The organism is Peribacillus muralis (assembly GCF_001645685.2).
In the GTDB taxonomy this organism is placed as follows: Bacteria; Bacillota; Bacilli; order Bacillales; family DSM-1321; genus Peribacillus; species Peribacillus muralis_A.
The window spans coordinates 3,677,910-3,701,577 of sequence record NZ_CP017080.1; the positions used below are offsets into that span (position 1 = coordinate 3,677,910).

General features: G+C 43.3%; 23 protein-coding genes and 1 riboswitch. Of the genes, 10 read left to right on the plus strand and 13 right to left on the minus strand.

Annotation, left to right across the window (positions count from 1 at the left end; all coding sequences use genetic code 11):
- Window positions 1–66: 66 nt before the first annotated feature.
- The 6 genes from ABE28_RS17880 to ABE28_RS17900 all read left to right on the plus strand — a co-directional run bounded on the left by ABE28_RS17880 (window position 67) and on the right by ABE28_RS17900 (window position 6,130).
- Window positions 67–1,167, plus strand: coding sequence for a GerAB/ArcD/ProY family transporter (locus tag ABE28_RS17880; protein WP_064466131.1), 1,101 nt, complete (start codon window positions 67–69; stop codon window positions 1,165–1,167).
- Window positions 1,142–2,626, plus strand: coding sequence for a spore germination protein (locus ABE28_RS17885; RefSeq protein WP_083232131.1), 1,485 nt, complete (start codon window positions 1,142–1,144; stop codon window positions 2,624–2,626). Before ABE28_RS17880 ends, ABE28_RS17885 begins: the two co-directional genes overlap by 26 nt.
- Window positions 2,627–2,630: 4 nt before the next feature.
- Window positions 2,631–3,776, plus strand: coding sequence for a Ger(x)C family spore germination protein (locus tag ABE28_RS17890; RefSeq protein ID WP_064466132.1), 1,146 nt, complete (start codon window positions 2,631–2,633; stop codon window positions 3,774–3,776).
- Window positions 3,777–3,925: 149 nt separating this feature from the next.
- Complete coding sequence (locus ABE28_RS17895) at window positions 3,926–5,083, plus strand: IS256 family transposase (RefSeq protein ID WP_064466133.1); 1,158 nt, start codon at window positions 3,926–3,928, stop codon at window positions 5,081–5,083.
- Between the two features lie 384 nt (window positions 5,084–5,467).
- Window positions 5,468–5,608 (plus strand): hypothetical protein, encoded by a 141-nt coding sequence (locus tag ABE28_RS25180; RefSeq protein ID WP_156775818.1) that lies wholly within the window; start codon window positions 5,468–5,470, stop codon window positions 5,606–5,608.
- Window positions 5,609–5,689: 81 nt separating this feature from the next.
- The gene (locus ABE28_RS17900) at window positions 5,690–6,130 is read left to right on the plus strand and encodes a GNAT family N-acetyltransferase (RefSeq protein ID WP_064465744.1); all 441 of its coding nucleotides are present in this window, start codon (window positions 5,690–5,692) and stop codon (window positions 6,128–6,130) included.
- A 51-nt stretch (window positions 6,131–6,181) separates the two neighbouring features.
- On the opposite strand, the gene ABE28_RS17905 is transcribed toward ABE28_RS17900, so the two are convergent.
- Window positions 6,182–6,466, minus strand: a complete 285-nt coding sequence (locus tag ABE28_RS17905; protein ID WP_064465743.1) for a transition state genes transcriptional regulator AbrB — start codon at window positions 6,464–6,466, stop codon at window positions 6,182–6,184.
- Window positions 6,467–6,938: 472 nt separating this feature from the next.
- On the opposite strand from ABE28_RS17905, the gene ABE28_RS17910 reads away from it, so the two are divergent.
- The 4 genes from ABE28_RS17910 to ABE28_RS17925 all read left to right on the plus strand — a co-directional run bounded on the left by ABE28_RS17910 (window position 6,939) and on the right by ABE28_RS17925 (window position 9,296).
- Window positions 6,939–7,910, plus strand: a complete 972-nt coding sequence (locus tag ABE28_RS17910) for a DMT family transporter (RefSeq protein ID WP_064465742.1) — start codon at window positions 6,939–6,941, stop codon at window positions 7,908–7,910.
- A gap of 80 nt (window positions 7,911–7,990) precedes the next feature.
- Window positions 7,991–8,091, plus strand: a riboswitch (guanidine-I (ykkC/yxkD leader).
- Window positions 8,092–8,164: 73 nt separating this feature from the next.
- Window positions 8,165–8,506: a DMT family transporter gene (locus ABE28_RS17915; RefSeq protein WP_064465741.1), complete on the plus strand. Its 342-nt coding sequence runs from the start codon at window positions 8,165–8,167 to the stop codon at window positions 8,504–8,506.
- Entirely contained in the window at window positions 8,506–8,820 is a 315-nt protein-coding gene (locus ABE28_RS17920; RefSeq protein WP_064465766.1) for a DMT family transporter, read from the plus strand. The genes ABE28_RS17915 and ABE28_RS17920 overlap by 1 nt, the downstream gene beginning before the upstream one ends.
- 215 nt (window positions 8,821–9,035) lie before the next feature.
- Window positions 9,036–9,296 carry a hypothetical protein gene (locus ABE28_RS17925; protein WP_064465740.1) on the plus strand — a complete coding sequence of 87 codons (261 nt, stop codon included), beginning with the start codon at window positions 9,036–9,038 and terminating at the stop codon, window positions 9,294–9,296.
- A 195-nt stretch (window positions 9,297–9,491) separates the two neighbouring features.
- On the opposite strand, the gene ABE28_RS17930 is transcribed toward ABE28_RS17925, so the two are convergent.
- From ABE28_RS17930 to ABE28_RS17980, 12 genes are all read right to left on the minus strand, one after another.
- Entirely contained in the window at window positions 9,492–12,698 is a 3,207-nt protein-coding gene (locus ABE28_RS17930; protein WP_064465739.1) for a DEAD/DEAH box helicase, read from the minus strand.
- A gap of 166 nt (window positions 12,699–12,864) precedes the next feature.
- Window positions 12,865–13,098 carry a YczF family membrane protein gene (locus ABE28_RS17935; protein WP_064465738.1) on the minus strand — a complete coding sequence of 78 codons (234 nt, stop codon included), beginning with the start codon at window positions 13,096–13,098 and terminating at the stop codon, window positions 12,865–12,867.
- Window positions 13,095–14,240: a GerAB/ArcD/ProY family transporter gene (locus tag ABE28_RS17940; protein WP_064465737.1), complete on the minus strand. Its 1,146-nt coding sequence runs from the start codon at window positions 14,238–14,240 to the stop codon at window positions 13,095–13,097. The genes ABE28_RS17935 and ABE28_RS17940 overlap by 4 nt, the downstream gene beginning before the upstream one ends.
- A 21-nt stretch (window positions 14,241–14,261) precedes the next feature.
- Window positions 14,262–15,491, minus strand: a complete 1,230-nt coding sequence (locus ABE28_RS17945) for a Ger(x)C family spore germination protein (protein WP_257390621.1) — start codon at window positions 15,489–15,491, stop codon at window positions 14,262–14,264.
- Window positions 15,475–17,103 carry a spore germination protein gene (locus ABE28_RS17950; RefSeq protein WP_064465736.1) on the minus strand — a complete coding sequence of 543 codons (1,629 nt, stop codon included), beginning with the start codon at window positions 17,101–17,103 and terminating at the stop codon, window positions 15,475–15,477. Before ABE28_RS17950 ends, ABE28_RS17945 begins: the two co-directional genes overlap by 17 nt.
- Window positions 17,104–17,275: 172 nt before the next feature.
- Entirely contained in the window at window positions 17,276–17,890 is a 615-nt protein-coding gene (locus ABE28_RS17955) for a DedA family protein (RefSeq protein WP_064465735.1), read from the minus strand.
- A 73-nt stretch (window positions 17,891–17,963) separates the two neighbouring features.
- Window positions 17,964–18,617 carry a phosphatase PAP2 family protein gene (locus tag ABE28_RS17960; protein WP_257390622.1) on the minus strand — a complete coding sequence of 218 codons (654 nt, stop codon included), beginning with the start codon at window positions 18,615–18,617 and terminating at the stop codon, window positions 17,964–17,966.
- A 385-nt stretch (window positions 18,618–19,002) separates the two neighbouring features.
- The gene (locus ABE28_RS17965) at window positions 19,003–20,241 is read right to left on the minus strand and encodes a cytochrome P450 (protein WP_064465764.1); all 1,239 of its coding nucleotides are present in this window, start codon (window positions 20,239–20,241) and stop codon (window positions 19,003–19,005) included.
- Window positions 20,242–20,795: 554 nt separating this feature from the next.
- Complete coding sequence (locus tag ABE28_RS25185) at window positions 20,796–20,972, minus strand: DUF4083 domain-containing protein (protein ID WP_156775819.1); 177 nt, start codon at window positions 20,970–20,972, stop codon at window positions 20,796–20,798.
- A 110-nt stretch (window positions 20,973–21,082) separates the two neighbouring features.
- Entirely contained in the window at window positions 21,083–21,754 is a 672-nt protein-coding gene (locus ABE28_RS17970; RefSeq protein ID WP_064465733.1) for a DUF975 family protein, read from the minus strand.
- Between the two features lie 338 nt (window positions 21,755–22,092).
- Complete coding sequence (locus ABE28_RS17975; RefSeq protein WP_064465732.1) at window positions 22,093–22,347, minus strand: biotin/lipoyl attachment domain-containing protein; 255 nt, start codon at window positions 22,345–22,347, stop codon at window positions 22,093–22,095.
- Between the two features lie 38 nt (window positions 22,348–22,385).
- Window positions 22,386–23,660, minus strand: coding sequence for a Glu/Leu/Phe/Val family dehydrogenase (locus tag ABE28_RS17980; RefSeq protein WP_064465731.1), 1,275 nt, complete (start codon window positions 23,658–23,660; stop codon window positions 22,386–22,388).
- Between the last annotated feature and the right edge of the window lie 8 nt (window positions 23,661–23,668).

The following is a 23,668-nucleotide window of genomic DNA, read 5'->3' on the forward strand; positions in this document are numbered from 1 at the left end:
AAACAAATATACGGTACGTTCATCAATCCCGATTATTTAAACCATGGAAAGGGAGATTAGATCAAATTGAAGAAAATTAGTTCGATGCAAGTCCTTAGTATTTGCTTTTTATCCATTGGCCTTCTTAATCATGTCATCTTGATCCCCTTCCTCCTTTCTAGCGGCGGAAGGGATGCTTGGTTTTTTTCCCTCCTTACTTTCGGGCTGATTCCGCTTTGGGTTTACCTTTTATCAAGGATAATCAAGAACATGAACAATGAATCTCTGGCAAATTGGCTTGAAAATAAATTCGGCAAACCGATTAAACATATCGTTTTATTCTTCATCATGATTTATTTGATGAGCATGGTTTTGGCCACCACCAAGGAAACGATGGATTGGATCACCACAAGCTTTCTTTTTGAAACCCCAAGTTTGGCCATCATCATTCCGTTTGCCCTGCTTTGCATATTCCTGGCCCACTCGGGCTTGCGCTCCATTGCCATCAGTTCATCCGTGTTATTGCCAATTGTCGTCATTCTTGGCTTTTTTGTTGCGACCGGAAATATCCCGACCAAAGATTATAGCCATCTTCTTCCCCTATTTGAAAATGGCTATTTTCATGGCATCAAAGCCTTTCAGTTTTCATCATACGGCTTTGCTGAACTGATTTTGTTTGCCTTTTTCCAGGAAAAACTTACGGATACTCTCAGTCGCAAAGGCTTAGTCATCTTATGTTTAGGCTTGTTGTTCCTGCTTATTGGACCGCTGACTGCAGCTATCGCCGAATTTGGACCGACCTTAGCAGAAACGATGAGATACCCTGCGTATGAGCAATGGCGCTTGCTGACTATCGGGAAATACATCGAGCATACGGATTTCTTTTCGATTTATCAATGGCTTGCCGGTGCTTATATTCGTGTTTCCTTGGCGTTGTTCCTTATAACGGAAATTTTCAAAAGAAAATCGAACAAAATGAAGCTCGGCATTCTTTTAGCCAATGGTTTTCTGATGGTGATCATCTCCATTGTGCCTTTCAGTAATTTCAAGTTCCTTCATTTCAGTAAAACCTATTATTACCCTGGCACTTTTTATTTCCTTTTATTTTTGTCCGCCTTTTTGTTTTTCGGCACATTCATCCATACGAAGGAGGCGAAAAAGCATGAGAATGAAACGATCCAAAAATGAGCCTGAATTGCCTGAATTGAAGGAGGAAACATTTCGGCAGTTGTTCAGGAAAAGCTCGGACATCATCTTTGACACGATATATATTGGAGAAACCGAAGATCCCATGCCTGCCCTTATCTTTTATTGCTCGGGCATGGTCGATATCAGTTTATTGAATGAAGGGATATTGGAAAAGCTGAACAAAATGATGGAATTGGATGAGAAAATTGATGCAAAGGAAACCATAAACAAGCTAAACCCCTTGGTAGATTTGACGAAAGTGACCATTGATGATGAATTCATTAGTGTACAACAGTTGATTTTCTCTGGTTATGCCTTATTATTCATCCCTTCCACCCAAAAGGTGTATTCGATGAATTTGTCCAATGTCCCGAATAGGCAGCCTGAGGAATCCTCCTTCGAGGTCTCGGTACGAGGTCCAAGGGATGGGTTTGTCGAGGATTTAAGCATCAATACAGCTTTGGTCAGAAAACGTTTAAAGACAAAATCACTCGCATACGAGGACTTTATCGTGGGCAGGCGCAGTCAAACGAAAGTCGCGCTATTGTACATGGATGACATCATCAACCAAGATCTGGTCACCAATATTAGAGCCAGACTGAACTCGATAGATATTGATATATTGGTCAGCAGCCAGCAATTGGAAGAGATGATTTCAAATAGTAAATATAGCATATTTCCACTCACCCATTATACGAGCCGTCCCGATTTCGTGGTCGAAGCACTGAACCAGGGAAGATTCATCCTGATCGTTGACGGGATGCCAACGGTCATTGTGGCTCCCTCGACATTATTATTGCAAATTAAAACAGCTGAAGATTCGAATCTTCCTTATCTTTATGTTAGCCTTGAGCGGCTTCTTCGGTTTTTGGGACTGGGCATTACCATTTTACTGCCTGGATTTTGGATATCGATATCCGCTTTCAATATTGAACAGGTACCATTTCCTTTACTTGCCACCATAACCCTTTCAAGATTCGGGCTACCGCTATCTGCGACGATGGAATTCATTCTCATGCTCATTTTGTTTGAATTATTCCGTGAATCCGGAGTCAGATTGCCTAAAGCCGTAGGACAGACCGTTGCCGTGGTCGGCGGGCTCATTGTCGGTGATGCCGCAATCAGGGCAGGACTGACCTCCCAAACGATGCTCGTGGTTACTGCTGTTACATCCGTCGCATCTTATACCCTTGTCAATCAGTCATTGACCGGAGCCGTCACCATCTTGCGCATGTTCGTCCTGGCACTCAGCTGCATTTATGGTATTTATGGCTGTATCATCGGCTTCCTGTCCATCGTCACTTTATTATCAAGACTCGATTCATTCGGTGTTGCCTATATGGGCGGACTAAACCCGCCAAGATTCACAAAAATTCTGGATTCCATCATAAAGAGGCCATGGAATTCCATGGCGAAACGGACGCTGGGTGCTAGAGATAAGACAAGAAAGGGGCAGTAGGACCATGTTCCGCATCACTAAGATTTTGTTGATCGTTCCTTTATTGCTGCTGCTTTCCGGTTGCTGGGATGAAAAAACGATCCAGGATTTTCATTATGTAACCGCGGTAGGCATTGATTTCAAAGACGGGGAATATATCGTTTATGCTCAGCTTGTTGACTTCGCTGCCGTAGCAAAAACGGAAACGAAGCCGACGCAAAATCCCCCTGTATATGTAGGAAGGGAAAGAGGGCGTTCCATCTCGGCTGCCATTAATCAACTGATGCACAATACACAGCAGGCCCTTTATATTGGGCATATTTCCACATTCGTAATCAGTGAAAATGTCCTGAACCAACAAAGCACCGAAATAGTCGATTATATTTATAGGAACCAATTGCTTAGATACTCAGCCAACATCTTTGCCACGAAAAGTTCCATGGATGAGCTTTTTTCCATCAATGGCTATTTTAATTTGTCACCTTTATACACAACTTTATATTTACCGGATGATGTCTATCGGCACCGCTCATTCATTAAGCCCATCACAGTCCAAAGATATTATTCCATGCAACGTGAAAAAGCATCGACCACCATTCTCCCTTCCATTAGCTGGAACAGTAAAGTGTGGAAAGAAAAAGATAAAAAACGAAAAAGCCTGTATATGGATGGAGCCTATGTCATTTACTACAAAGTGTCACAGCCTTGGTTTTCCGAACAGGAATTGAGCGGCGTACGCTGGCTCACTAAAAAGACCAACAAGGCACCCGTAAATATTAGCCTTAAAAAGGAAGATATCTACGCCTCCTTCTCCCATCCGCATCACAAAGTAAAACCCGTTTTCAAAAACGGAAAGTACAAATTCGATATTGATGTGGTTGTGCCCGGCAAGATCCTCGGACTCGATACACAAATGAATATGAATAAAATAATACGAACATTCGAAAACCAAATAAAAAAAGAAATCCAATCAACCTTTGAGGCCGGACTCAAAAAGAACGCGGACCCGCTTAGCCTAGGCAAAATCCTCTATATCCAAGAAACGAAATACTGGCAGAAAAATGATATTAAAGAACCGAAGGATTACCTGGATGCAGACTCAATCAATACTATTAACGTAAAAGTGAACATTCTGAACACAGGAGGATTAGAAGCTAAACCTTTAAAATGATGGCGCGCAATGCCACATTCATGATTAAGAAGCCCACACTCCATGGTGAAGATTAAGTCCGTATAATTGTGTAAAAAAAGAGAGTCATTTCGTTCACTCTTGGAAACAATGTTTTCTACCACAGAAATCACATTGAAAAGAGGAATAAAATGACTCAGTTACAGTTTAACCTTGATCTCGATCTTTTAAAAGTATCCATTATGAGTTCTACAATGGATGACGTGATTAAATCAGCGGTTGTATTAATTTTAAATGAGTTTATGGAGAAGGAGAGAGACGCCTATCTACAAGTTTCATCTTATGAGCGCTCCTCCGAACGTCAGGATTATCGGAATGGCTATTATGAACGTGACTTTACGATGAGTATTGGGAAGATTAAATTGAAGGTACCCAGGACGCGTACTGGTGACTTTTCCCCTTCTGTTTTTGAAAAATATGCCCGGTGTGATCAGGCGCTTATCCTTTCCATGTTGGAGATGGTGATCAATGGGGTCTCTACTCGGAAAGTCACCCATGTTGTCGAACAGCTTTGCGGAGAAAGTGTTTCAAAGTCTTTTGTTTCCTCGCTTACCCAAAAGCTGGATCCCATTGTTAATGGCTGGGCAACTAGGCCCCTAAATATCACATACTATCCCTTTATTTTCGTGGATGCCATGTATATCAAGGTGCGTGAGCACCAACAGGTTGTTTCAAAAGCCGTATATATCGCCACAGCTCTTACCAAACAAAATAAGCGGGAGATTATAGGGGTACATATCGATCATGTTGAAAGTTTTGAATGCTGGTCCCAGTTCTTTAAACAACTAAAATCTCGTGGCCTTCAATCCCCTAAGCTGGTGATTTCTGATGCCCATCAAGGATTACAAAAAGCGATCCAACGCGATTTCATTGGAACCTCCTGGCAAAGATGCAATGTCCATTTTAAGCGGAACATTTTAGAGAAACTGCCCAAAAAGGGATCATCCGACATTCGTTTAATGATTAAACGGGTATTTGAGGCTGTCACGATTGAGGATTGTCGTCTATTCAAAGCGGAGTTAATCGATAAATTCGGGGAGGAATTAAAATATGAAAAAGCCCTTCAAATTTTAGATGAAGGGTTCGAAGACACCGTTCAATACATGAATCATCCAGAAAAAATCAGGCAGCACATCCGCAGTACCAACTCGCTGGAACGTTTAAACCAAGAAGTTCGTAGAAGAGAAAGAGTCATCCGAATCTTTCCTAATACCCAATCAGCCTTCCGATTAATAGGTGCCGTATTAATGCAGTATCAAGACACGGTTTACGCTAAGAAAAAAGGATAGTCCAAGTACCTATTTTGTGAAACTTTCATCATGAATAATTTCACATTCGAACAGGACCGTCAAAGTGAAAAGCCTTTGACAGCCCTGCCCGAATGTGAGAGAAGATGATCATGAAAGTTTCGCAAAAAAAATGTGTCAGGATAGAGTTTTGCGTACCTCTAAAATAGCTTTTTAATCTGAGGAAACATTAAATTATATGGTTGAAAACATTGTGTTAGTGAATTTACACAATAATAAGGGCTTGACTGTAAAAGCCTAAAATTGGAACATCAAATTAAATGGTTGAAAACATTGTGTTAGTGAATTTACACAATAATAAGGGCTTGACTATGGTGAACTGCTTATGGCGAGTAAAGTGGCGGTATTCGCGAGTGAAACTGCTTATTGGCGAGTAAAGTGACGGTATTCGCGAGTAAAACTGCTTATTTGGCGAGTAAAGTGGCGGTATTCGCGGGTAAACTATCCATTCTCGCGAGTGCAGCTCCCCAACTCAATACGAAACTTCCGAATAATCAAATTACCTGACAAAATGAGTATGGAGCATGTTTCGTTATGTGTGAAAAAATGGTAAATTGGTATTATTCTAATAAATCGGAGGTTTCAATCATGCATATTCAGAGAGCCACATTGGATCAGCTTGAATCTTTGACGGGTCTTTTTGATTCATACAGAGTGTTTTATGAGCAGTTGCCTGATCTTGATTCTGCTAGGATTTTTTTGCGTGAAAGGCTGGTGAATGGAGAGTCTGTCGTGTTCATTGCCTTCGAAGAGGAGGATGCTGTCGGGTTTGTTCAACTGTATCCTTCCTTTTCATCCGTAAGCATGAGGCATTCATGGATATTGAATGATTTATTCGTGAAGAAGTCAGCTCGCCAAAAAGGGTATGGAGAGGAGTTATTGAAGAAGGCGATCACTTTCGCACGGGAATCAGGCGCCAAAGGGATTACACTTGAGACGGGTAAGGATAATGTTAAGGCGCAAAGCCTTTACGAAAAAATAGGCTTTGCTCGTGAAACGAATTATTTTTATCATTTCTCCATCATCTAATAAAAAAAGTGTAGGGAAATGATACTCCCTACACTTGGATGCCTTTTATCATTATTTAGCGAATTCCAGGCTGGCTTGAATTTCCTTGATTAGAAGTTCAGCACCTTCAGCGCTAAGGATTAATTTACCGTCAGCTAGTTTCATATTGTCATCGGATGTTTCGCCTGTTACCTGACAAGTCATGTTTGGTTTATATTTTTGAAGGATGATACGATCTTGTTCAACATAGATCTCCAAAGCGTCTTTCTCTTTAATTCCTAATGTACGGCGTAGCTCAATCGGAATGACTACCCGTCCTAATTCGTCAACTTTACGTACAATACCTGTAGATTTCATTATTATTTACCCCACTCATTTTCTTGCGAATGTTGCATCTATATATTTCGTCAGCATTCGACATTATTTGCACTTCTATTAAGATACCACTCCCTACCATATCCGTCAATTCTCGTATCTTCATATATTATCTGCCTCTTTATTTTTTTTCGTTTATCTTACCCTCTTTCATTCCTAAATCCCTTCATACCAGCATTTACACTTCTTTATTTTAGTATTTATTGGTAATCATTTATTTTCGAACGATGAACACCATCATACAAATTTAATAGAATCCTGTTGATTTCCCACCATTTTTGAAGGACAATTTATATTGACAGGTTTTATATTCAGAAAATTTCATATTCGTGCTATTAATCCGTCCAATGCGAATATGCTCGAATCAACATCACGATAACGACAGCCGAAACGATTGCCATACTTTCTGAGTCTTGGCTAATTATTGGCTCAAAAACAGATTGAGGTGAGTCAATTGCGTCCAATTATATTAGGGATTTGTTCAGCTTTCTTTTTTGCCTTTACGTTCGTATTGAATCAGGCGATGGAATTGTCTGGCGGAAGTTGGATTTGGAGTGCTTCGCTGCGGTATATTTTCATGGTGCCTTTTCTATTGTGTATCGTTTTAAGCAGGAAAAACCTGCTTCCCCTTTTACGTGTGATGAGAGAACGGCCGGGGCCTTGGCTGCTTTGGAGTTTTGTAGGCTTTGGATTATTTTATGCTCCCTTATGCTTTGCATCCGCCTACTCACCAGGTTGGCTGATCGCCGGCACTTGGCAAATCACGATCATTTCCGGTGCTTTACTTGCTCCGCTCTTTTTTGAAAATGTTCAAACGAAAGAAGGCCTCGAAAGGCAAAGAGGGAAGATTTCCGTAAGAGGTCTCCTCATGTCGATGATCATCCTGCTCGGTATCATCCTGATGCAGCTGGAGCACACGAAGCATATTTCCATGGCTAACCTCTGGTTAGGTGTGATTCCCATCATCATCGCCTCCTTTGCATACCCTTTGGGGAATCGTAAGATGATGGAGGTTTCAGAAGGACGGCTGGATGCCTATCAACGAGTATTGGGCATGACTTTGGCAAGTATGCCATTTTGGTTCCTGCTTTCGATTTACGGTTTCATGACAGTAGGCGCCCCTACGAAGATGCAGAGCTTCCAATCCCTTTTGGTAGCTTTGTTTTCCGGAGTTATTGCTACCGTCCTTTTTTTCAAGGCGACCGATATGGTACGCGGAAATATGCAGAAATTAGCTTCCGTTGAAGCCACTCAATCGATGGAAGTGCTTTTTGCCCTAGCTGGTGAGTTACTATTCCTTTCTTTACCGTTTCCTTCCCTTTTATCTTGGTTCGGCATCTTCATCGTTATCATCGGAATGATCCTGCATAGCTATGTATCACATAAAAATGAAGGTTCATCGCGAAAACGGACAGTCAGTGCCTAATTGGTTAGAATGAAGCGCTACCAGTATTTTTCCCTTGAGTAAGTTTTAAAAGTATGTATAATGTAAGGTAACTGCATACGTCAAATGTTTTCTAGGGTTCCGCAGCTCATGTAATGGCTGGCCTGGTCCGAGAGAAAACTCACAGCTTGCTGTGTCACGGAAGGATAAAAGCCTGGGAGATACTGTTTAACAGTCATCTCTTTGGCTTTTTTTGTTTTTTGGTAAAGAATAATCATATTGGAGGTGTTGGTGTCATGAATATCAACTGGATTAAAGTATTCATTGCAGCTTTTTTTGAGGTTTTTTGGGTGATTGGCTTAAAACATGCAGATGGTTTTTGGACTTGGACCGGAACCGTCATTTCCATCATCATCAGTTTTTATTTGATGATCATGGCTGGACGGAAGCTTCCCGTCGGAACGGTTTATGCCGTATTTGTAGGGATGGGGACCGCCGGAACCGTTTTATCCGAAATCATCTTCTTTGGGGAATCATTCAGGATAAGCAAAACGCTATTGATCGTTCTATTATTATTAGGGGTAATCGGCCTCAAGGTAGTGACCGATGATACCGTTGCAAAAGGAGATGAATCATGATGGCTTGGGTTTCTTTAATTTTAGCGGGTTTATGTGAGATGTTTGGTGTTGCGATGATCAATAAGCTGCATAAAGACCGTAATTGGCAATCCTTGACGCTGTTATTCATCGGATTCGGTGCAAGCTTCCTATTCCTTGCTTATGCGATGCAAACATTGCCGATGGGAACGGCCTATGCGATATGGACAGGAATCGGTGCATCAGGCGGAGCGATAATCGGGATGCTCCTTTATGGGGAATCGAAGGATTGGCGGAGGATCGTGTTTATTGCGATGGTTCTCTGTGCAGCTGTCGGCTTGAAACTCGTTTCCTAGATATTCACTATCATATTTTCTCCTTTTTCCGCAGCAGTTTTATTTTTGCCTTCTTGAATGGAAATGTCCATCTTATTATGGATGAAAGTAAAAAATTGATTCTTAGGAATCGATTTTTACTTTCTGTTTGAATATCAATTCGGTTTAGATGAAGTGTTAACTACCGGTCCTACCTTACAGGAGCATAACATAAAGTTAAAAACGAGGTGGTTCAAATGTCACAAAATCATGACTATTATCAGGACTTATTAAAAAGACTATGTAAAGCTGAACATATTTCAACACGAAAACCTAGATTTGAAAATATTGATGATTTTGTAGTCATTCATGTTAAAAATCATTTAAAAGAAGGAGTCGATTTGGAATGTTTCAAAATTTTAGATCTTATTCAGCGGACAATTGTACCTTTAGGTATAAAATTCAATCAACAATTATATTTGTACCAAAAGGAGATAGATTGGATCGAGTGGCGATAACCATCAATAAAAGCGATTATGCACTTTTAAACAAAAAACTGGAAAAAGGAGAAGTGTAAATTATTATACTTAACAGTGAGCCGCTAGTATGTGATGGCTCATTGCCCTCCATTGTTCAACCAGGCAAAAAAGGCCACCACATGCAGGCGGCCTTCCAAAAAGCGTATGGAAGGCTGAAACAGCTCGCCACCCTTCCTATATCATCAAGATTTCCTTAATATCCTCTTCTGTAAGTGCGGAGGATGACATCTCCCCAGGGTCGATGATTTCCTCGATCATATGTCTCTTCTTCTCTTGTAGCTCATTCATTTTTTCTTCGATGGTGCCCCGGGCAACGAGTTTGATGACCTGGACCACGTTTTCCTGTCCCATTCGGTGGGCCCTGTCGGCAGCCTGTTCCTCAACGGCCGGATTCCACCAAAGGTCATAAAGAATGACCGTATCGGCACCGGTCAAATTGAGCCCTGTACCCCCTGCTTTCAAAGAGATGAGGAATAGATCCCGTTCTCCCGAGTTAAATCGTTGGCAGACATCTACACGTTCCTTTGATGGTGTTTGCCCATCCAAATAAAAATAGTCTTGTCCCTGCTTAGCTAAATCCCTGCCGATCATGTGAAGCATCTTGGTAAATTGCGAGAAAATCAGCACCCGTCTTCCGGAAAGCTTCGATTCCTCAATGATTTGCATCAGCTGTTCATACTTCGCTGAGCTGCCTTCATACCCGTCCACAAACAAGGCGGGGTGACAGCAAATCTGTCTCAGCCTGGTCAAGCCAGCGAGAATCCTGATCCGGTTTTTGCGGAAGGTATCCTTGTCGAGATGCTTGAGCGTATCATGTTTCAGCTTCGCCAAATATGCACCGTATAGTTTCTTTTGATCGGGAAGCAGCTCCATTGACTCGAGCGATTCGATTTTTTCCGGAAGCTCCCCAAGTACGTCCTCTTTCATCCTCCGCAGCATAAATGGCTGGATCCTCCGGGAAATCTTCTTCCTTGAGAGGTTGCTATACTCCTTTAACCCCATGAATAGCTCGGGAAATACGACATGGAATAGTGACCAGAGCTCTTCCATTGAATTCTCGATTGGTGTGCCCGTCAAGGCGAAGCGATGTAACGCCTTTATTTTCTTGGCCGATCGTGCCGTCTGTGTCCCGGGATTTTTGAACGCCTGTGCTTCATCAAAGAACACCGTATGGAAGTCGCGTTTTTCAAACCATAAGATATCCTTCCGCAGCAGCGGATACGAGGTGATCACGACATCCATGTCCATCGCTGCCTGCAAGAGACTTGTCCGCTCCTGCTTGTGGCCGTCTACGATGACAGCTTTTATATCCGGAGCGAATTTTGCGAATTCCGCCTGCCAATTATAGGTTAAGGATGAGGGGCAGACAATGAGGGCCGGGAGCTTTTTCTTACGGATTTCGGGTAACTCCGAAACGATGAAGGCGATACTTTGCAAGGTTTTTCCCAGTCCCATATCATCTGCAAGAATTCCTCCAAATCCGTATTCGGCAAGTATTTTCATCCATTTATAGCCGGTTTTTTGATAATCACGCAATATCGGCTCCAAGCTCTTTGGCACTGCGAACTCCAATTCAGTCGGATTCTTGATGTTTTTCAGGAAGTTGCGGAATGATTCCTCCAGCGTGAATGTGGTGCTGTCATTCACGGAATCCAGCAGCTGAAGCCCTTTTACAATCGGCATGTTCAGACTGCTTTCCAGATCTTGATCCTGGACGGGAAGTGCCTTAAGAAACCGTTGGATCTCCTCGAACTCCCTTGTTTCGAGGGAAACCAGCGACCCATTCCTTAAACGGTAATACTTCCGCTTTTCTTCAAGCGCTGCCAACACCTCACGTATTTGTTTATCGGGGATCGCGTCCATTTCAAATTTGAATTCCAGCCAATCCGTCCGTTCCTTCTTGATTTTCACCTTTATTCGCGGTGCCGCATTCCCCCGCGATATTCGGTTTCTTATGGCTGTCGTTGCATAGATTTGGACCAACTTTTGCAGCTTCGGAACGATATGGTATAAGAACTCGTACTCCAACTCTTCATTATGCAAGAAATAGCCACCGTCCGTTTTGGCGAATTGGCCATCCCCCATAAGCTTTAAGATCTCCTTCTCCTTTTCCACATCTCTAATGAGCATTGAAGCTGTTCCTGTTTCCTGAGTTTCTAGAGGATTGATCACGTTATGTTCATAATGGAATTCCATTCCGGCAAGCAGCCTGTTATTCACTCGATCCAAAAATAGCTTTGCGACAAGCGGAGTCACCAAAAATCGTTCACTGATGGACCTTGCTATATGGACTTCTCCGAGCCTTTTCAAGCCTGGCACCACCTTATCGAGGAATAAGTCCAGTTGCTCATGATGGATGGGAATTCGATTCATGCCTGAATCTTCAAGCATTTGCTTCAATTCCAAAAGACGTTGACAATCCTCGCTTTCAAGCTGAAAAAGGCTGCCCGCAAAAAGGACCGTTTTGTAGGCATTCATGACGATCGTCTCATTCAGCCCGCTAATATCCAGTCGATATCCTTCAACCTCGCCTCGGTTAAAGTCGAACCGCAAAGGAAGCCGTTCACCGGATATCAGCAGACCATGAAACGTATTGCCGCCATGAGCGAGCTTCACCAATGGCGCAATGACCAGGATCGGGATAAGCCTCGCAAAGGAGGATGGCGGCAGAAGTAACAAATGATCATCCATATTGTATTCGGATTTGTCCATAAGGGCGTCCACATAAACTTTTTCATCCGCTAGCACGGCAATGAGCTGCTGAAGCACTGCATCCGTTTCACGCTGAAAACAATGGAGCTCTGGGTCATACAGAAAGGATTGCGACACAAGGACCGCCTTTCCTTTTTGGACGCGCTTCAGGAAATTCCGGATATCGGCTACATGAACCTTATCGAGCTTCAGCTCCATTCCGAGCATATATTGCCTCTTGCCCATCCGTATCGGCTTCAGCGTAAATTCGGCATCAAGCAACTGTCGATTTTCGAAGTGAAGCTGATGCCCGCTTTTTCGTACAGGCTGATTATTGAAAAGGGTCAGCAGCCCCTCGGACAATCTATTATTGGCTGAAGCATTTAATCCCTCAGGAACTGTCCCATGCTGCTGATGATCATGAACTGACAGCAGTACGGCGGCAATATGCTGACAATCTCTTGGGAAGGAAGCGAGTGTAGGGCAAGTGCATGTCGATTTAAAGCCGCCTGCACCATCCACTGCAATTGAAACATGAAAGGTTTCTTTTCCATCGACCATGGCTTCACAGCCATCGGAACGGTAGCTTTCAAATGTCACTTTATTGGTGCGCTGGAAGGCCTCCCCTCTTTTGAAGGAGACTGTCCCACACAGGTCTTTGATGATTTTTTGATTCAATTTGATATTCAAATGGCAGACCTCCTTGCTGAGGATTTCTATGTAACCATCCTATATGAAAGATAAGTCCATTCCATAATCATACTATGAAATGGATGAACGGGGTGGTAAAAAGGCAAAAAGACAAACCCTCATTCAAACCAAGGCTTGAAATGGAGTTCATCTATTATGTAAGCGTTCATTGCTGCCCCTTGGATTTGTTATCCTTCTCTTTTTTCCGATAAATGAAACTGAATAATAAGATGATAAGAAGTATGACGAACAGAATCAATTCCGCTCGGTCCTTCACCAAAAAAGGATTAAAGGCACGTTTCACGGAATTATCCAAATCAAATCCTAAAAGAATATCCATCCCTAATGAAAAGAGCACTAATGGAACCAGCAACAATACCGTAATACCGAAGAATTTCATCTTTCTTCAACTCCACCTTTCAGTTCCGTATTTTGTCGCTGGTGCTTGTTCGTTTTTTTCCGGTTCTTGAAAAAAGCAATCATTAAAAGAAGCAGCGGAATGATGATCTGGAATGGGAGGTGGATATACATCGGTACGGCGCCTAGCCCTTCATGGATATGCTCCGAATAGCTGCTTGCTATCACGACCGATACGAGCAAAATGACGATGCCGACCGGATAGGCAAGTCTTGATGCTTGCTTCACATTGAACACATTGGCCGTGCCGATTACCGCTACATAGGTGAAAACGGTTATTTTGATGAACCCGCCAATCATTAGCTTCAACAAAAAATAAACATCAAGCCGTTCCAAAAAGCCAGCGACCTCGATTGATTGAATGAGGGTCAGCAGCGGATATTGGGAGCGTAAAGTCAGGTCCACTCCAAGCACCGCAATATTCATTGCCATAGTGAAAGAAAGGAAAATCCCGCTTGCTGCCAAACCAGCGACACCAATTTTCTTCAGTCTCTGAGGCTCGTTCAAATAAGGGAAAATCATTAAAAAGACAATCAGCTCTCCAAAAGGAAAGAAAATCGTTTTCGTGAAGGCCATCTTGCCCATTTCGAGAACACCGATTTCAAAGACGGGTTTCAGGTTGTTCATATGAATCATACCTGAAACGATTATAAGAAGAATGAAAGTCATGAAAAGTAAATTCTCCAGCACAAAGAATAGTTCCCCCGTCCTTGCCAGTACCTCCACCCCTTTACGGACCGTATATATCACAACAATAATGAAGGCTGCATTGGCAAAAAATATCGGAACGTGTGGATAGGCAAAGGTAAGCAGTGTCTCGCCGAAATCCCGCAAAACCCTTGCTGCAAGGTACATAAAATATAAAATATATAGGAAAGCCACGATCCTGCCCAAAAAATTGCCCAATATACTCCTTACAAATTCAGTCAAGAGCTGATCTGGGTAGTAGCGAAAGAGGGCATAATAAACGAAAAACAATAAAATGCCGCCAATCGTCGCCATGAGAATGACCAGCCAGGCACCCTGTTTGGCTTCACCTGCAAGAGGAACCAAAAGTGCACTGCCCATTTCAAACAAGAAAATGAGGACAAAAAGCTGGTAGCCGCTGATTTTTGCCTTTTCCATGTGATTGCCACTTCCCTTCCTTTATTGATCGCCCTTTTTAATGTCCGATAGATACGGTTTATTCCGCAGTCCTGTGCGACGGATGAAGGTCTCTACCTGTATCTCCGCTTCCAACTTGGGAAAAGTCGCATCATCCCAATCCTCTTCATGTTTTTTCCAATATTTAGGGTGAGACTCGTGAATAATTTCCCCAAAGCCAAAAATGTCAGATTTATTTTTTTGGGCTATGGCGATCGCATTCTCCATCTCCTTCTTCAGATCCTTTGCTAGCATCTTTTCAATGTCTATCAGCTCATGCGGACTGGCAAGATCAAGAGGAACATTCACCTCGCGAATATCTCCTTCCGCTCGGACCGTAATATACATTTTGGGTTTGCCATTTTTCATTCTTGGCTTGATGTTGGTTTTTTGGCGAAGCACCTGATAGGTGACTGCCCCTTTTTTTCCTCCCCAATTGATGTTAACATTCGTATTGACAATCCTATCCATGACCCACATTGTTCCTATTGCTTGATTACCATCCAGCCAGTCCACTAATTTGCCATCTTTAAAAACGCCTATTCCAACGGCATTTGGATTGGCCGCTATACTGGAAGATTGGGTATTCTCCATTTTATTTTCTTTACCGGTATTTCCCCTCACTGTAAAGCCACTGATTAATGGCTCTTTTCCGGAGCTGACGAGATTCTTGATCACCTCTTGAAGGTTGACGTTAATGCTTCCACCCTGCTGCTTTTCCGTCGATTCAATCGTTTTGATGACTTTTTCAGCCGATACTTTATCAATCGCCGTCAGTGTTTCGACGATATCCTTTGCTTTTACACCCCGGGCAATGACGATCCTCGTAGTGGCCCTGAATTCCGGGGAGCGCTCAAACGCATCCAGGATGGAGTTAATCCCCATTTCTTTTGCAACCTCCTCACCTATGACGATAAGATTCGCATGAGCAAAATACATATCACGGGAAATCTTGGTTGAAGCGTTGCTATCCAGCTCAAGCACATTATCTCCAGTGGCCCGGTAAATGGAGATGGGGGGATTGGTTCCCCCTCCGCCCTGGAGCGAACCCGCCACATTGACCGGATTAATGATTTGAAACGTTCCAACCAGCTTGCCATCATTATTTTTATCGATTCCAACGGCAGAAACGATCGACATTTCGTTCAATTCGGTTTTGTCCCAACAGCCGGAGGTGAAGGCCGTACCCATCAGCATCAATAGCAGAACGAGCCGTTTACGATTCATTTCCATCCCCACTCCCCTCGTCAGATGTTTTCATTCCACGCGATTCAGGAGGCAATGGTCTTTGATTATCGCCTTCCCGTTTCAAGTTTCCTTTCGAGCTTATTAATTTGGGCCTTTCCTTGAACGCCCACATCGGTCTTCTGAAGAAGGTGTCTCCCAATCCTTGCGGGTTCAGCGGTGCAAGCGGTGACATATAAGGGACACCGAACGAACGCAGGCTGCATAAATGGACGATGAGGATGATAAAGGCTAAGATCATGCCATAAAGACCCAATACGCCAGCACAAATGATAAAGGCAAAACGGACTAAGCGGGCTGAAATGGCAATAGAATAAGAAGGTGTCGCAAAGCTTGCAATCGCCGTAATCGAGACGATGATGACCATGGCCGGAGAAACGATGCCGGCCTGTACTGCCGCCTGCCCAATGACCAGCGCACCGACAATGGACATCGTCCCGCCAACGGCCTTTGGCATCCGAAGGCTTGCCTCCCTCAGGATTTCAAAGGTAATCTCCATGAGAAGGGCTTCAATGACGGCAGGCAATGGCACCGTTTCCCTTTGCGCCGCAACGATGACCAGCAATTTCGTCGGAATCATTTCCTGATGGAAGGTCGTTGCCGCCACATAGAGGGCAGGTCCCACGATTGAAATGATAAAAACGATAATCCGCAAGAAACGGGTGGCCGATGCAATATCAAAGCGATTATAGTAGTCTTCGACAGACTGGAAAAACTGGACGAACAAAGCAGGTGCCACGAGGACGAAAGGGGTACCATTAACGAAGATCGCAACTCTGCCTTCCAGGAGATTACCAGCGACCATATCCGGTCTTTCCGTATGATTCATGGTGGGGAAGGGAGTCATGACCTGGTCTTCTATCAATTGTTCGATATATCCCGATTCAAGAATGCTATCGATATTGATCCGCTTTAAGCGTTTCTTGACCTCTGTGACGATTCCCTTTTTTACAATCCCGTTTATGTACATGATCGAAACATCCGTTTTTGTCACCGTCCCTATTTTCATCGATTCGATCCATAGGTCGGGAGTGTTGATGATGCGGCGCAGCATGGAGATGTTCGTTTCGATCGATTCAGTAAAGCCCTCCCGCGATCCCCTGACGGTCAGATGGGTGCTTGGCTCTTGAATGGAGCGCCGTTCCCCCCCTTTTGTACTGGCAACCAGCGCTGTGCCTATCCCATCAACAAAAATGATGCTATCGCCTGACAATAATGCCAAAAATAATTTTTCCCAGTCGTTGACGTTGGCTACACCACCGAGGGAAACCACGTCTTCCGAGATTACTTCCAACGCTTCTTGCGGAAGTATTTTCTCCGACAGATGAGGGTTCTTCATCATCGATTCAATTAAAAAATCCGTAACGCTGGGATTATCGATCAGACCCTGGACATACACGATGGTCGTTTTCATTTCAGGGTTTTTGCTGATTTTTAACGTCCTGATAATGATATCCGGACTGTTTCCCGTTCTTTGCTTCACGATTTCCATATTGGCAGAAAGGGAGCTTTCTATATAATCAGTCGTTTTCGATCGTTTTTCCTCTTCCTTTTTCGTCTCCTGCTTACCTTGTCTTTTTTGTTTGAAAAAAGAAACCATTGCACCGACCCTCATTCCTTTTTCGTTTCACTCATTTTGTCCAAAGGGTATACCCTTTATTCTGTGTTCCTCCGCTCATTTCGGATTGAAAGACAAAAGAAAAAAGACTGCCCATCGACAGTCTTTGAGATTTATTGAATTTTATTTATATTTGGAAGGTACATGCATCCAATTATTTCACATTGCCTTTATTTCTCCTGAAAATCAAGACAATGAAAAGAATGAATAGCAACGCCAATATCGCATACACGATGTTTGAATAAATATCCATATACCCTACGATGTCTTCCCAAGAAGATCCGACTGCCGCCCCGATATTCACTAAAAGGATGTTCCAAATCAACGTTCCTGATGTTGTATATAACAGGAACAGCCAAAAGTTCATGTGCGACATCCCAGCTGGGAGCGAGATCAAGCTCCTGATCAACGGAACGAGCCTGCAGAAGAACACGGTCCAGGCACCGTACTTATCAAACCAAGCGTTCGCTTTATGGACATCAGATACCGTTAACCGGAAAATGTGCCCCCACCTTTCGACGAATCTTTCAATGATTTTCACATCAAGAATGGAACCGATCCAATAAAGGATGACTGCCCCCGCCACTGATCCAAAGGTCGACGCAATCACGACGCCAAGGATCGTCATATTCGCCGTCGTTGTCATGAAACCGCCAAAAGTCAGGATGACCTCCGATGGGATGGGCGGGAAAATATTTTCCAGTGCTATTAAGAGAAAGATACCGATATAACCAAAATCATTCATGAATTGCGTAATCCAGTTTTCCATTTCAAATGCTCCTTACTATATGGAATCACAAAAATTGTAGCGAAGCCATTGACTTATCCAGCTCTTTTTTTATTCAGCCACTTTTATCCTGCCGGCGGTCCTGATATCTTTGGAAGAACCAAATCGACATCGCAATCCAAAAACCGCCTGCCAAATAACCCGCTATTATATCACTAGGATAATGGACTCCCAAGTAAATGCGACTTATTCCGATTGTGAGGATCATCAATGTGCTCATCACAATCAGGAGCATCCTCCCCCACTTAACCTTAATGTGCCGCCACAGCAAAAAGGTGAGAATTCCGTATAACGACATGGCATTCATTGCATGTCCACTCGGGAAGCTATAGCCACCTATTTCGATGAGACGATGTAAATCGGGCCTTGTCCTTTGAAAGCAAAGCTTGACCACTGCATTGAGGAGAGGAGATCCAGCCATGACGGCAATGAACAAGACTAACTCCAAACGATGCTTCAATACCTTGTATAAAAAAATCAAAATGAACAAGGATAGGATGATAATGGAACCAGTGGATCCTATATATGTAAAGAACTTCATGATTCCTGTCAGTATCGGCGACTCCCACCCCTGCACAACGGAAATGACCTCACTGTCAAATTTCAAATAATCATTGGCACTAACGGCAAAAGCCATGAAGCTAAATCCGATTAAGGCAAACACACTCACTATAAAGGCAATCATTAATTGCAGCTTTAATTTCATCATAACATCCTTTCACTATTCAAAGCTCGCTTCTTCATACCGATTCCTAATATCAGCCTGCCTTGGTCGATCCCCGCGCAAAAAAATGCGGTAACACGGCCAATATGAGCGTAAACAGACCGAAATTGCAACCGTTCCACTTTTCATACTACTCTATCCATCCCCGCCACCTCAACTTAAGGTTACTTTAGAGTAAGAGATATGATGAAGAATGATTGATTTCAGGAAAGGGAAAGCGATGTTTGGTTGTGAATCCGAAAGGACTTTTTTATGGAAGGAGGAGAGAAAGGTTGGCAGCAACATGCTTGGCTTGCCGCTTATTGGCCATCTGATTTTGCTGAAACGAAATAAACCCTTATGCAGATTCACGCATAAGGGTTTTTCGATCTTAGAGAGTACGGTGGACTTTAAGCGGCATGGATGTCAGCGTCTGTCCGGTCGCCGAATCGGTGAGATGATCCTCCAATTGAAAAGCTGCCACCGGTTCAATTTTCTTGAACTTTTTCAGGAATGAGGTAAGTGCAATCTTTGCTTCCAAGCGGGCTAACGGAGCCCCTAAGCAGAAATGCGGCCCATTTCCAAAAGCTAGATGCTTCTTGTTGTTGGGGCGGTGGATATTAAGGGTGAAAGCGTCCTCAAACATATCTTCATCCATATTTGCCGCACTCATCCACGCCACAACGGTATCGCCTTTTTTCAGTTTTACGCCCAATAAATCGTTATCTTCCGACACCGTCCTGTCCAATTTGGTTAAATTGAACCGGAAGCGAAGCATCTCCTCTACCGCTTGCGGAACTAAATCCAGGTTTTCATGCAATTCCTGATAAACCGTATCATCATCATAGAGCAAGGAATAAAAAGTATTGGCAAGTAAATGACTGGTCGTCTCGACCCCTGCCCCCAATATCAGCATCGTGGTGCGCACCACTTCATCATCGGTAAACCTTTCGCCATCGACCTCAGCCTGCAATAAATCGGAAATGATATCATCGGCCGGATTCAATCGTTTCTGTACAACAATTGGAAATAAATACTCATAATATTCCCGTGCGGCAACCTTCTTCCTTTCATTGACTTCATCCTGTGTTTTTTTATCAAAAGGAAGGAATAGGGTATCGACCCATTCTTTGAACAACAGGCGATCTTTCGAGGGAACGCCCATCAAATCGGACATCACAATGATCGGGAGAGGGCTTGCCAATGCGGAAACAATATCGATTTCCGATTTCCCCTCCATTTGCTCCATCAATTGATCTGTAATCTCTTGAATTCGAGGTTCCCAGTTTTGAAGGCTTCTAGGTGTAAAGGCAGCGGCCAGCAGCGAACGGCGTTTTCTATGATCAGGCGGATCGACTTCAGTAAGTTTGATCTTATCCGGTGCAGAGCCTTCCTTACTATCGACTCCAACCGATATCGTGGTACGCTTCCTCTCGCTCGAAAAATGCTTATAATCACCTAGAACCAGTTTAACATGCTCGTATTTAAAAACATTCCACGTATCTGTTCCCTCGTGATAGCTCACAGGATCATTTTCGAGCATCTCTTTACACCAAGCGTACGGACTGAATTCCTCCGTTCGAGTTGTAAACTGCGTAATTTCTTTTACTGCAATAATTTCTTTCATGATACCGACTCCTCCCACTTCTTAAAGGTCCCTAACAAAAGGATTGAATGCTCAACATTCACATTCTTCATCGATTAGTTATAGTGTCGTGCATTCCTGATAGATCATTAACAGATTCTTCTATTCCAGTATAGGGTAAATATTGGTCACAAACCATGCATCATCCATCCTAACTCCTAACGTGAAATCTCCCCTCACCTCCATGTATAATTGCTTATTTTTTACATTTCCCTTTCTTTTTCAAAATCTTTATGTCTCTCAAATGCCGAGATAAAGCCTACAGCTTTACGAGCAGCACCCTTAATAAATTATCCTAAAATAGTTTGATAATCACATGCTTCAAAAAGCCGCAACAAACCACAACACCAATCCACTCCGAACAACTGGGATGGAGCAGGTATACGAAACGTCCAAGGGTGGGTGGCCCTATAGAGGAGGATTCCGCGGGACCGCCTGCAGTGAAATGAAATGTACAAATATCGAAACCAAAAAAAATAGACAAACCCGACTTAATGGAGTTTGTCTACAATCTGAAGACCGCCGCCTGCGACTGTCATTCAGTCCTTCCGTAACTGTTGATGCAAATCATCCAGCTTCTTTTCCATGATATCCAACCTCGTTTTCCTGTGCTTGATGGATCGGAATAAGGAAATGGCACCAACGATGATCAAGATGAAAAAGGCAAGGAAAAAAAACTGATATATGATATCCGCAATATTATAACTACTCACCATTTAATCCCCCTAATTTGCAAACTCACCATTCCATTATACATCAGATGTATTTTTTTAAGGGAAAAGGGAAATAAAAAAACCGATAGCCCTATCGCTATCGGTCACAGTCTTTATCCTTCTATTGGCTGCTCATCTTCCTGAAGGACAATCAACTCGTCATAGAATGCTGCCAGTGTTGTCCCGATATAAGGAATCAGCCATAATAGCCCAATCCCCACCGTAAAGAGGCAGAGGAATCCCCAGCCTATGAAGCTAAGGTTCATAAGGAAGTACTTCCATTTCAATCCATTCATCCTTTTTCTGCTCTCTGTAATGGCCTCCAGTATTGTATATTGCGGATGGTCCCTCAATAAGAAAAACAGTTGAGAATAGGCGATGCTTTTGATGATACCCGGTATGATTAATAATAATGACCATAAAAATATGAAAATAGCTTGTAAAATCGAGCCGCCAATCAGCTTCAAGGAGGTTTTCCCATCTTTATAGATAGCGAATACCTCGGTAATTTCAGGGTTTCCTTTCCTGACTAGATCCAGGTAGAACCAAGTGGTCGCTATAGTTAGCGGTATTAAAACGATGGACAGCACCGTTCCGAAGATATCCGACCATAACGGCGTTCCTTCCTGATCGAACCACTGTACGAAGCCTCCGCTTCCGATCACTTCGACAATGTACGGCAGTATGACATTGATCAAGAATAGGAGCAGCATGAGTGAAACGGCTTTTCCCCATTTACCTTTTAACGATTCAAGACCTTTCTTTTTTAACTCGGATATTCTCATCCTTTAATTGATCTCCCCTTTACGGCAGCATCACTGAAATATCCAGTAATAAAGCCAGTTGTTTTTTACCTCGTTTAGATTTTAACATATTTTCACCATTTGTGGGTATAAATTCCCATAAACTAACGAATACAGCCGAAACGAGGGAATCATCATCACTCGAACGCTTATTTCCTTCAAAACGCCTTCCCCTATCAGTCTATGAAGGTGAAAATGAGGATATGCCTTTGATCCAGAAGCCAAGGCAGTCAAGCTTTCCCCTATCATCTAAAAACAACAAAAAAGAGCATCCCAAAAGCAGAATAGCCTCCGCTTTTGGAACACCCTCTTTTTCATCATCAATCAGAGCCAGTTATAACGAAATCGTCTTGGAGCAAAGCTAAAGGTAGCTTTCCATTTATAGGATCCCCTGCCGTGACATTAATTTCAGTGATATGACCACTTGCACCTATTGAAACATCGATCAATTTCCCATCTTCCGTCTTCACTAGAAAAAGCCTCTCCCATTCATAAACATAGGAATTCTTTTGAATGTACACCTGTTCGATGGTCCCATTCTGGGCACATTCGATGGCATGGATCGGTTTTAGCACGGAATCACTCCTCCACTCTTCATTATTTGACTAAGGGCTTATACCCAGCCGCGGAATATCGAGGCTTCTGCCATTTTCCTGACTCCCACCATGTATGCCGCCAGCCTCATATTCACCTTTCTTGTCTCGGACATCTCATACACTTGGTTGAATGAGCTGACCAATAGCTCTTTTAATTTTCTTTGGACTTCTTCATCTTCCCAATAGTAACCCTGATTATTTTGTACCCATTCAAAGTAAGAAACCGTCACACCGCCTGAACTTGCCAATACATCCGGCACAAGAAGCACATTGCGTTCCGTCAAGATCTTGGTTGCCTCCAAAGTGGTCGGGCCATTCGCTGCTTCCACGACAATTTGGGCTTTGATAAGATGTGCATTTTCCTTGGTGATCTGGTTGGAAATGGCAGCCGGAACTAAAATATCACAATCTTGCTCGAGAAGCTCTTGGTTGGTGATTTTATTTTCGAATAGTGTCGTAACCGTTCCAAAGCTATCCCTTTTATCAAGCAAGTAGTTGATATCCAGGCCATCCGGGTTATATAAAGCACCGTATGCGTCTGAAATGCCAATCACCTTCGCACCTGCATCATGCATGAACTTGGCTAAAAAGCTTCCAGCATTCCCGAATCCTTGGACGATGATACGAGCACCCTTCAGTTCAATGCCCTTACGTTTAGCCGCTTCTTCAATACAAATCGTGACACCTTGCGCCGTGGCCTTTTCCCTGCCCTGTGAACCACCAAGGACCAGTGGCTTGCCGGTAATGAACCCAGGAGAATCGTGCTCTCTTATTCTACTGTATTCATCCATCATCCATGCCATGATTTGTGAATTCGTATAAACATCCGGAGCCGGAATATCTTTCGTCGGTCCGACTATCTGGCTGATCGCCCGGACATACCCGCGGCTAAGCCTCTCCAATTCACCTATCGACATTTGGCGCGGGTCACAGATGATGCCGCCTTTCCCTCCGCCATAAGGGAGATTCACAATGCCGCATTTCAAGCTCATCCACATGGAAAGTGCCTTGACCTCCTCCTCATCGACTTCAGGATGGAAACGGATTCCGCCTTTTGTCGGACCGACTGCATCATTATGCTGGGCCCGATATCCAGTGAATATCTTCGTCGTATTGTCATCCATCTTAATGGGAATGCGGACAGTCAGCATGCGAAGAGGTTCCTTCAAAAGCTCGAACACTTCTTCGGAGTAGCCAAGCTTACCGAGCGCCTCCTTGATTACGACCTGTGTTGATTCTAGCAAGCTGGCAGTTTCTTTTTCTTCTTTGATTGTTGTACTCAATGGATTCACCTCATAGG

What these genes read in the sequence shown, in the direction of transcription:
- ABE28_RS17905 (WP_064465743.1), bottom strand. Translation starts at nt 6,466, where the DNA reads ATGAAATCTACAGGTATTGTACGTAAAGTTGACGAATTAGGACGGGTA.
- ABE28_RS17925 (WP_064465740.1), top strand. Translation starts at nt 9,036, where the DNA reads ATGTCACAAAATCATGACTATTATCAGGACTTATTAAAAAGACTATGT.
- ABE28_RS17935 (WP_064465738.1), bottom strand. Translation starts at nt 13,098, where the DNA reads ATGAAATTCTTCGGTATTACGGTATTGTTGCTGGTTCCATTAGTGCTC.
- ABE28_RS17885 (WP_083232131.1), top strand. Translation starts at nt 1,142, where the DNA reads ATGAGAATGAAACGATCCAAAAATGAGCCTGAATTGCCTGAATTGAAG.
- ABE28_RS17900 (WP_064465744.1), top strand. Translation starts at nt 5,690, where the DNA reads ATGCATATTCAGAGAGCCACATTGGATCAGCTTGAATCTTTGACGGGT.
- ABE28_RS17970 (WP_064465733.1), bottom strand. Translation starts at nt 21,754, where the DNA reads ATGAGAATATCCGAGTTAAAAAAGAAAGGTCTTGAATCGTTAAAAGGT.
- ABE28_RS17920 (WP_064465766.1), top strand. Translation starts at nt 8,506, where the DNA reads ATGGCTTGGGTTTCTTTAATTTTAGCGGGTTTATGTGAGATGTTTGGT.
- ABE28_RS17895 (WP_064466133.1), top strand. Translation starts at nt 3,926, where the DNA reads ATGACTCAGTTACAGTTTAACCTTGATCTCGATCTTTTAAAAGTATCC.
- ABE28_RS17950 (WP_064465736.1), bottom strand. Translation starts at nt 17,103, where the DNA reads ATGGTTTCTTTTTTCAAACAAAAAAGACAAGGTAAGCAGGAGACGAAA.
- ABE28_RS25185 (WP_156775819.1), bottom strand. Translation starts at nt 20,972, where the DNA reads ATGGTGAGTAGTTATAATATTGCGGATATCATATATCAGTTTTTTTTC.
- ABE28_RS17960 (WP_257390622.1), bottom strand. Translation starts at nt 18,617, where the DNA reads ATGATGAAATTAAAGCTGCAATTAATGATTGCCTTTATAGTGAGTGTG.
- ABE28_RS17940 (WP_064465737.1), bottom strand. Translation starts at nt 14,240, where the DNA reads ATGGAAAAGGCAAAAATCAGCGGCTACCAGCTTTTTGTCCTCATTTTC.
- ABE28_RS17915 (WP_064465741.1), top strand. Translation starts at nt 8,165, where the DNA reads ATGAATATCAACTGGATTAAAGTATTCATTGCAGCTTTTTTTGAGGTT.
- ABE28_RS17945 (WP_257390621.1), bottom strand. Translation starts at nt 15,491, where the DNA reads ATGGAAATGAATCGTAAACGGCTCGTTCTGCTATTGATGCTGATGGGT.
- ABE28_RS17890 (WP_064466132.1), top strand. Translation starts at nt 2,631, where the DNA reads ATGTTCCGCATCACTAAGATTTTGTTGATCGTTCCTTTATTGCTGCTG.
- ABE28_RS17955 (WP_064465735.1), bottom strand. Translation starts at nt 17,890, where the DNA reads ATGGAAAACTGGATTACGCAATTCATGAATGATTTTGGTTATATCGGT.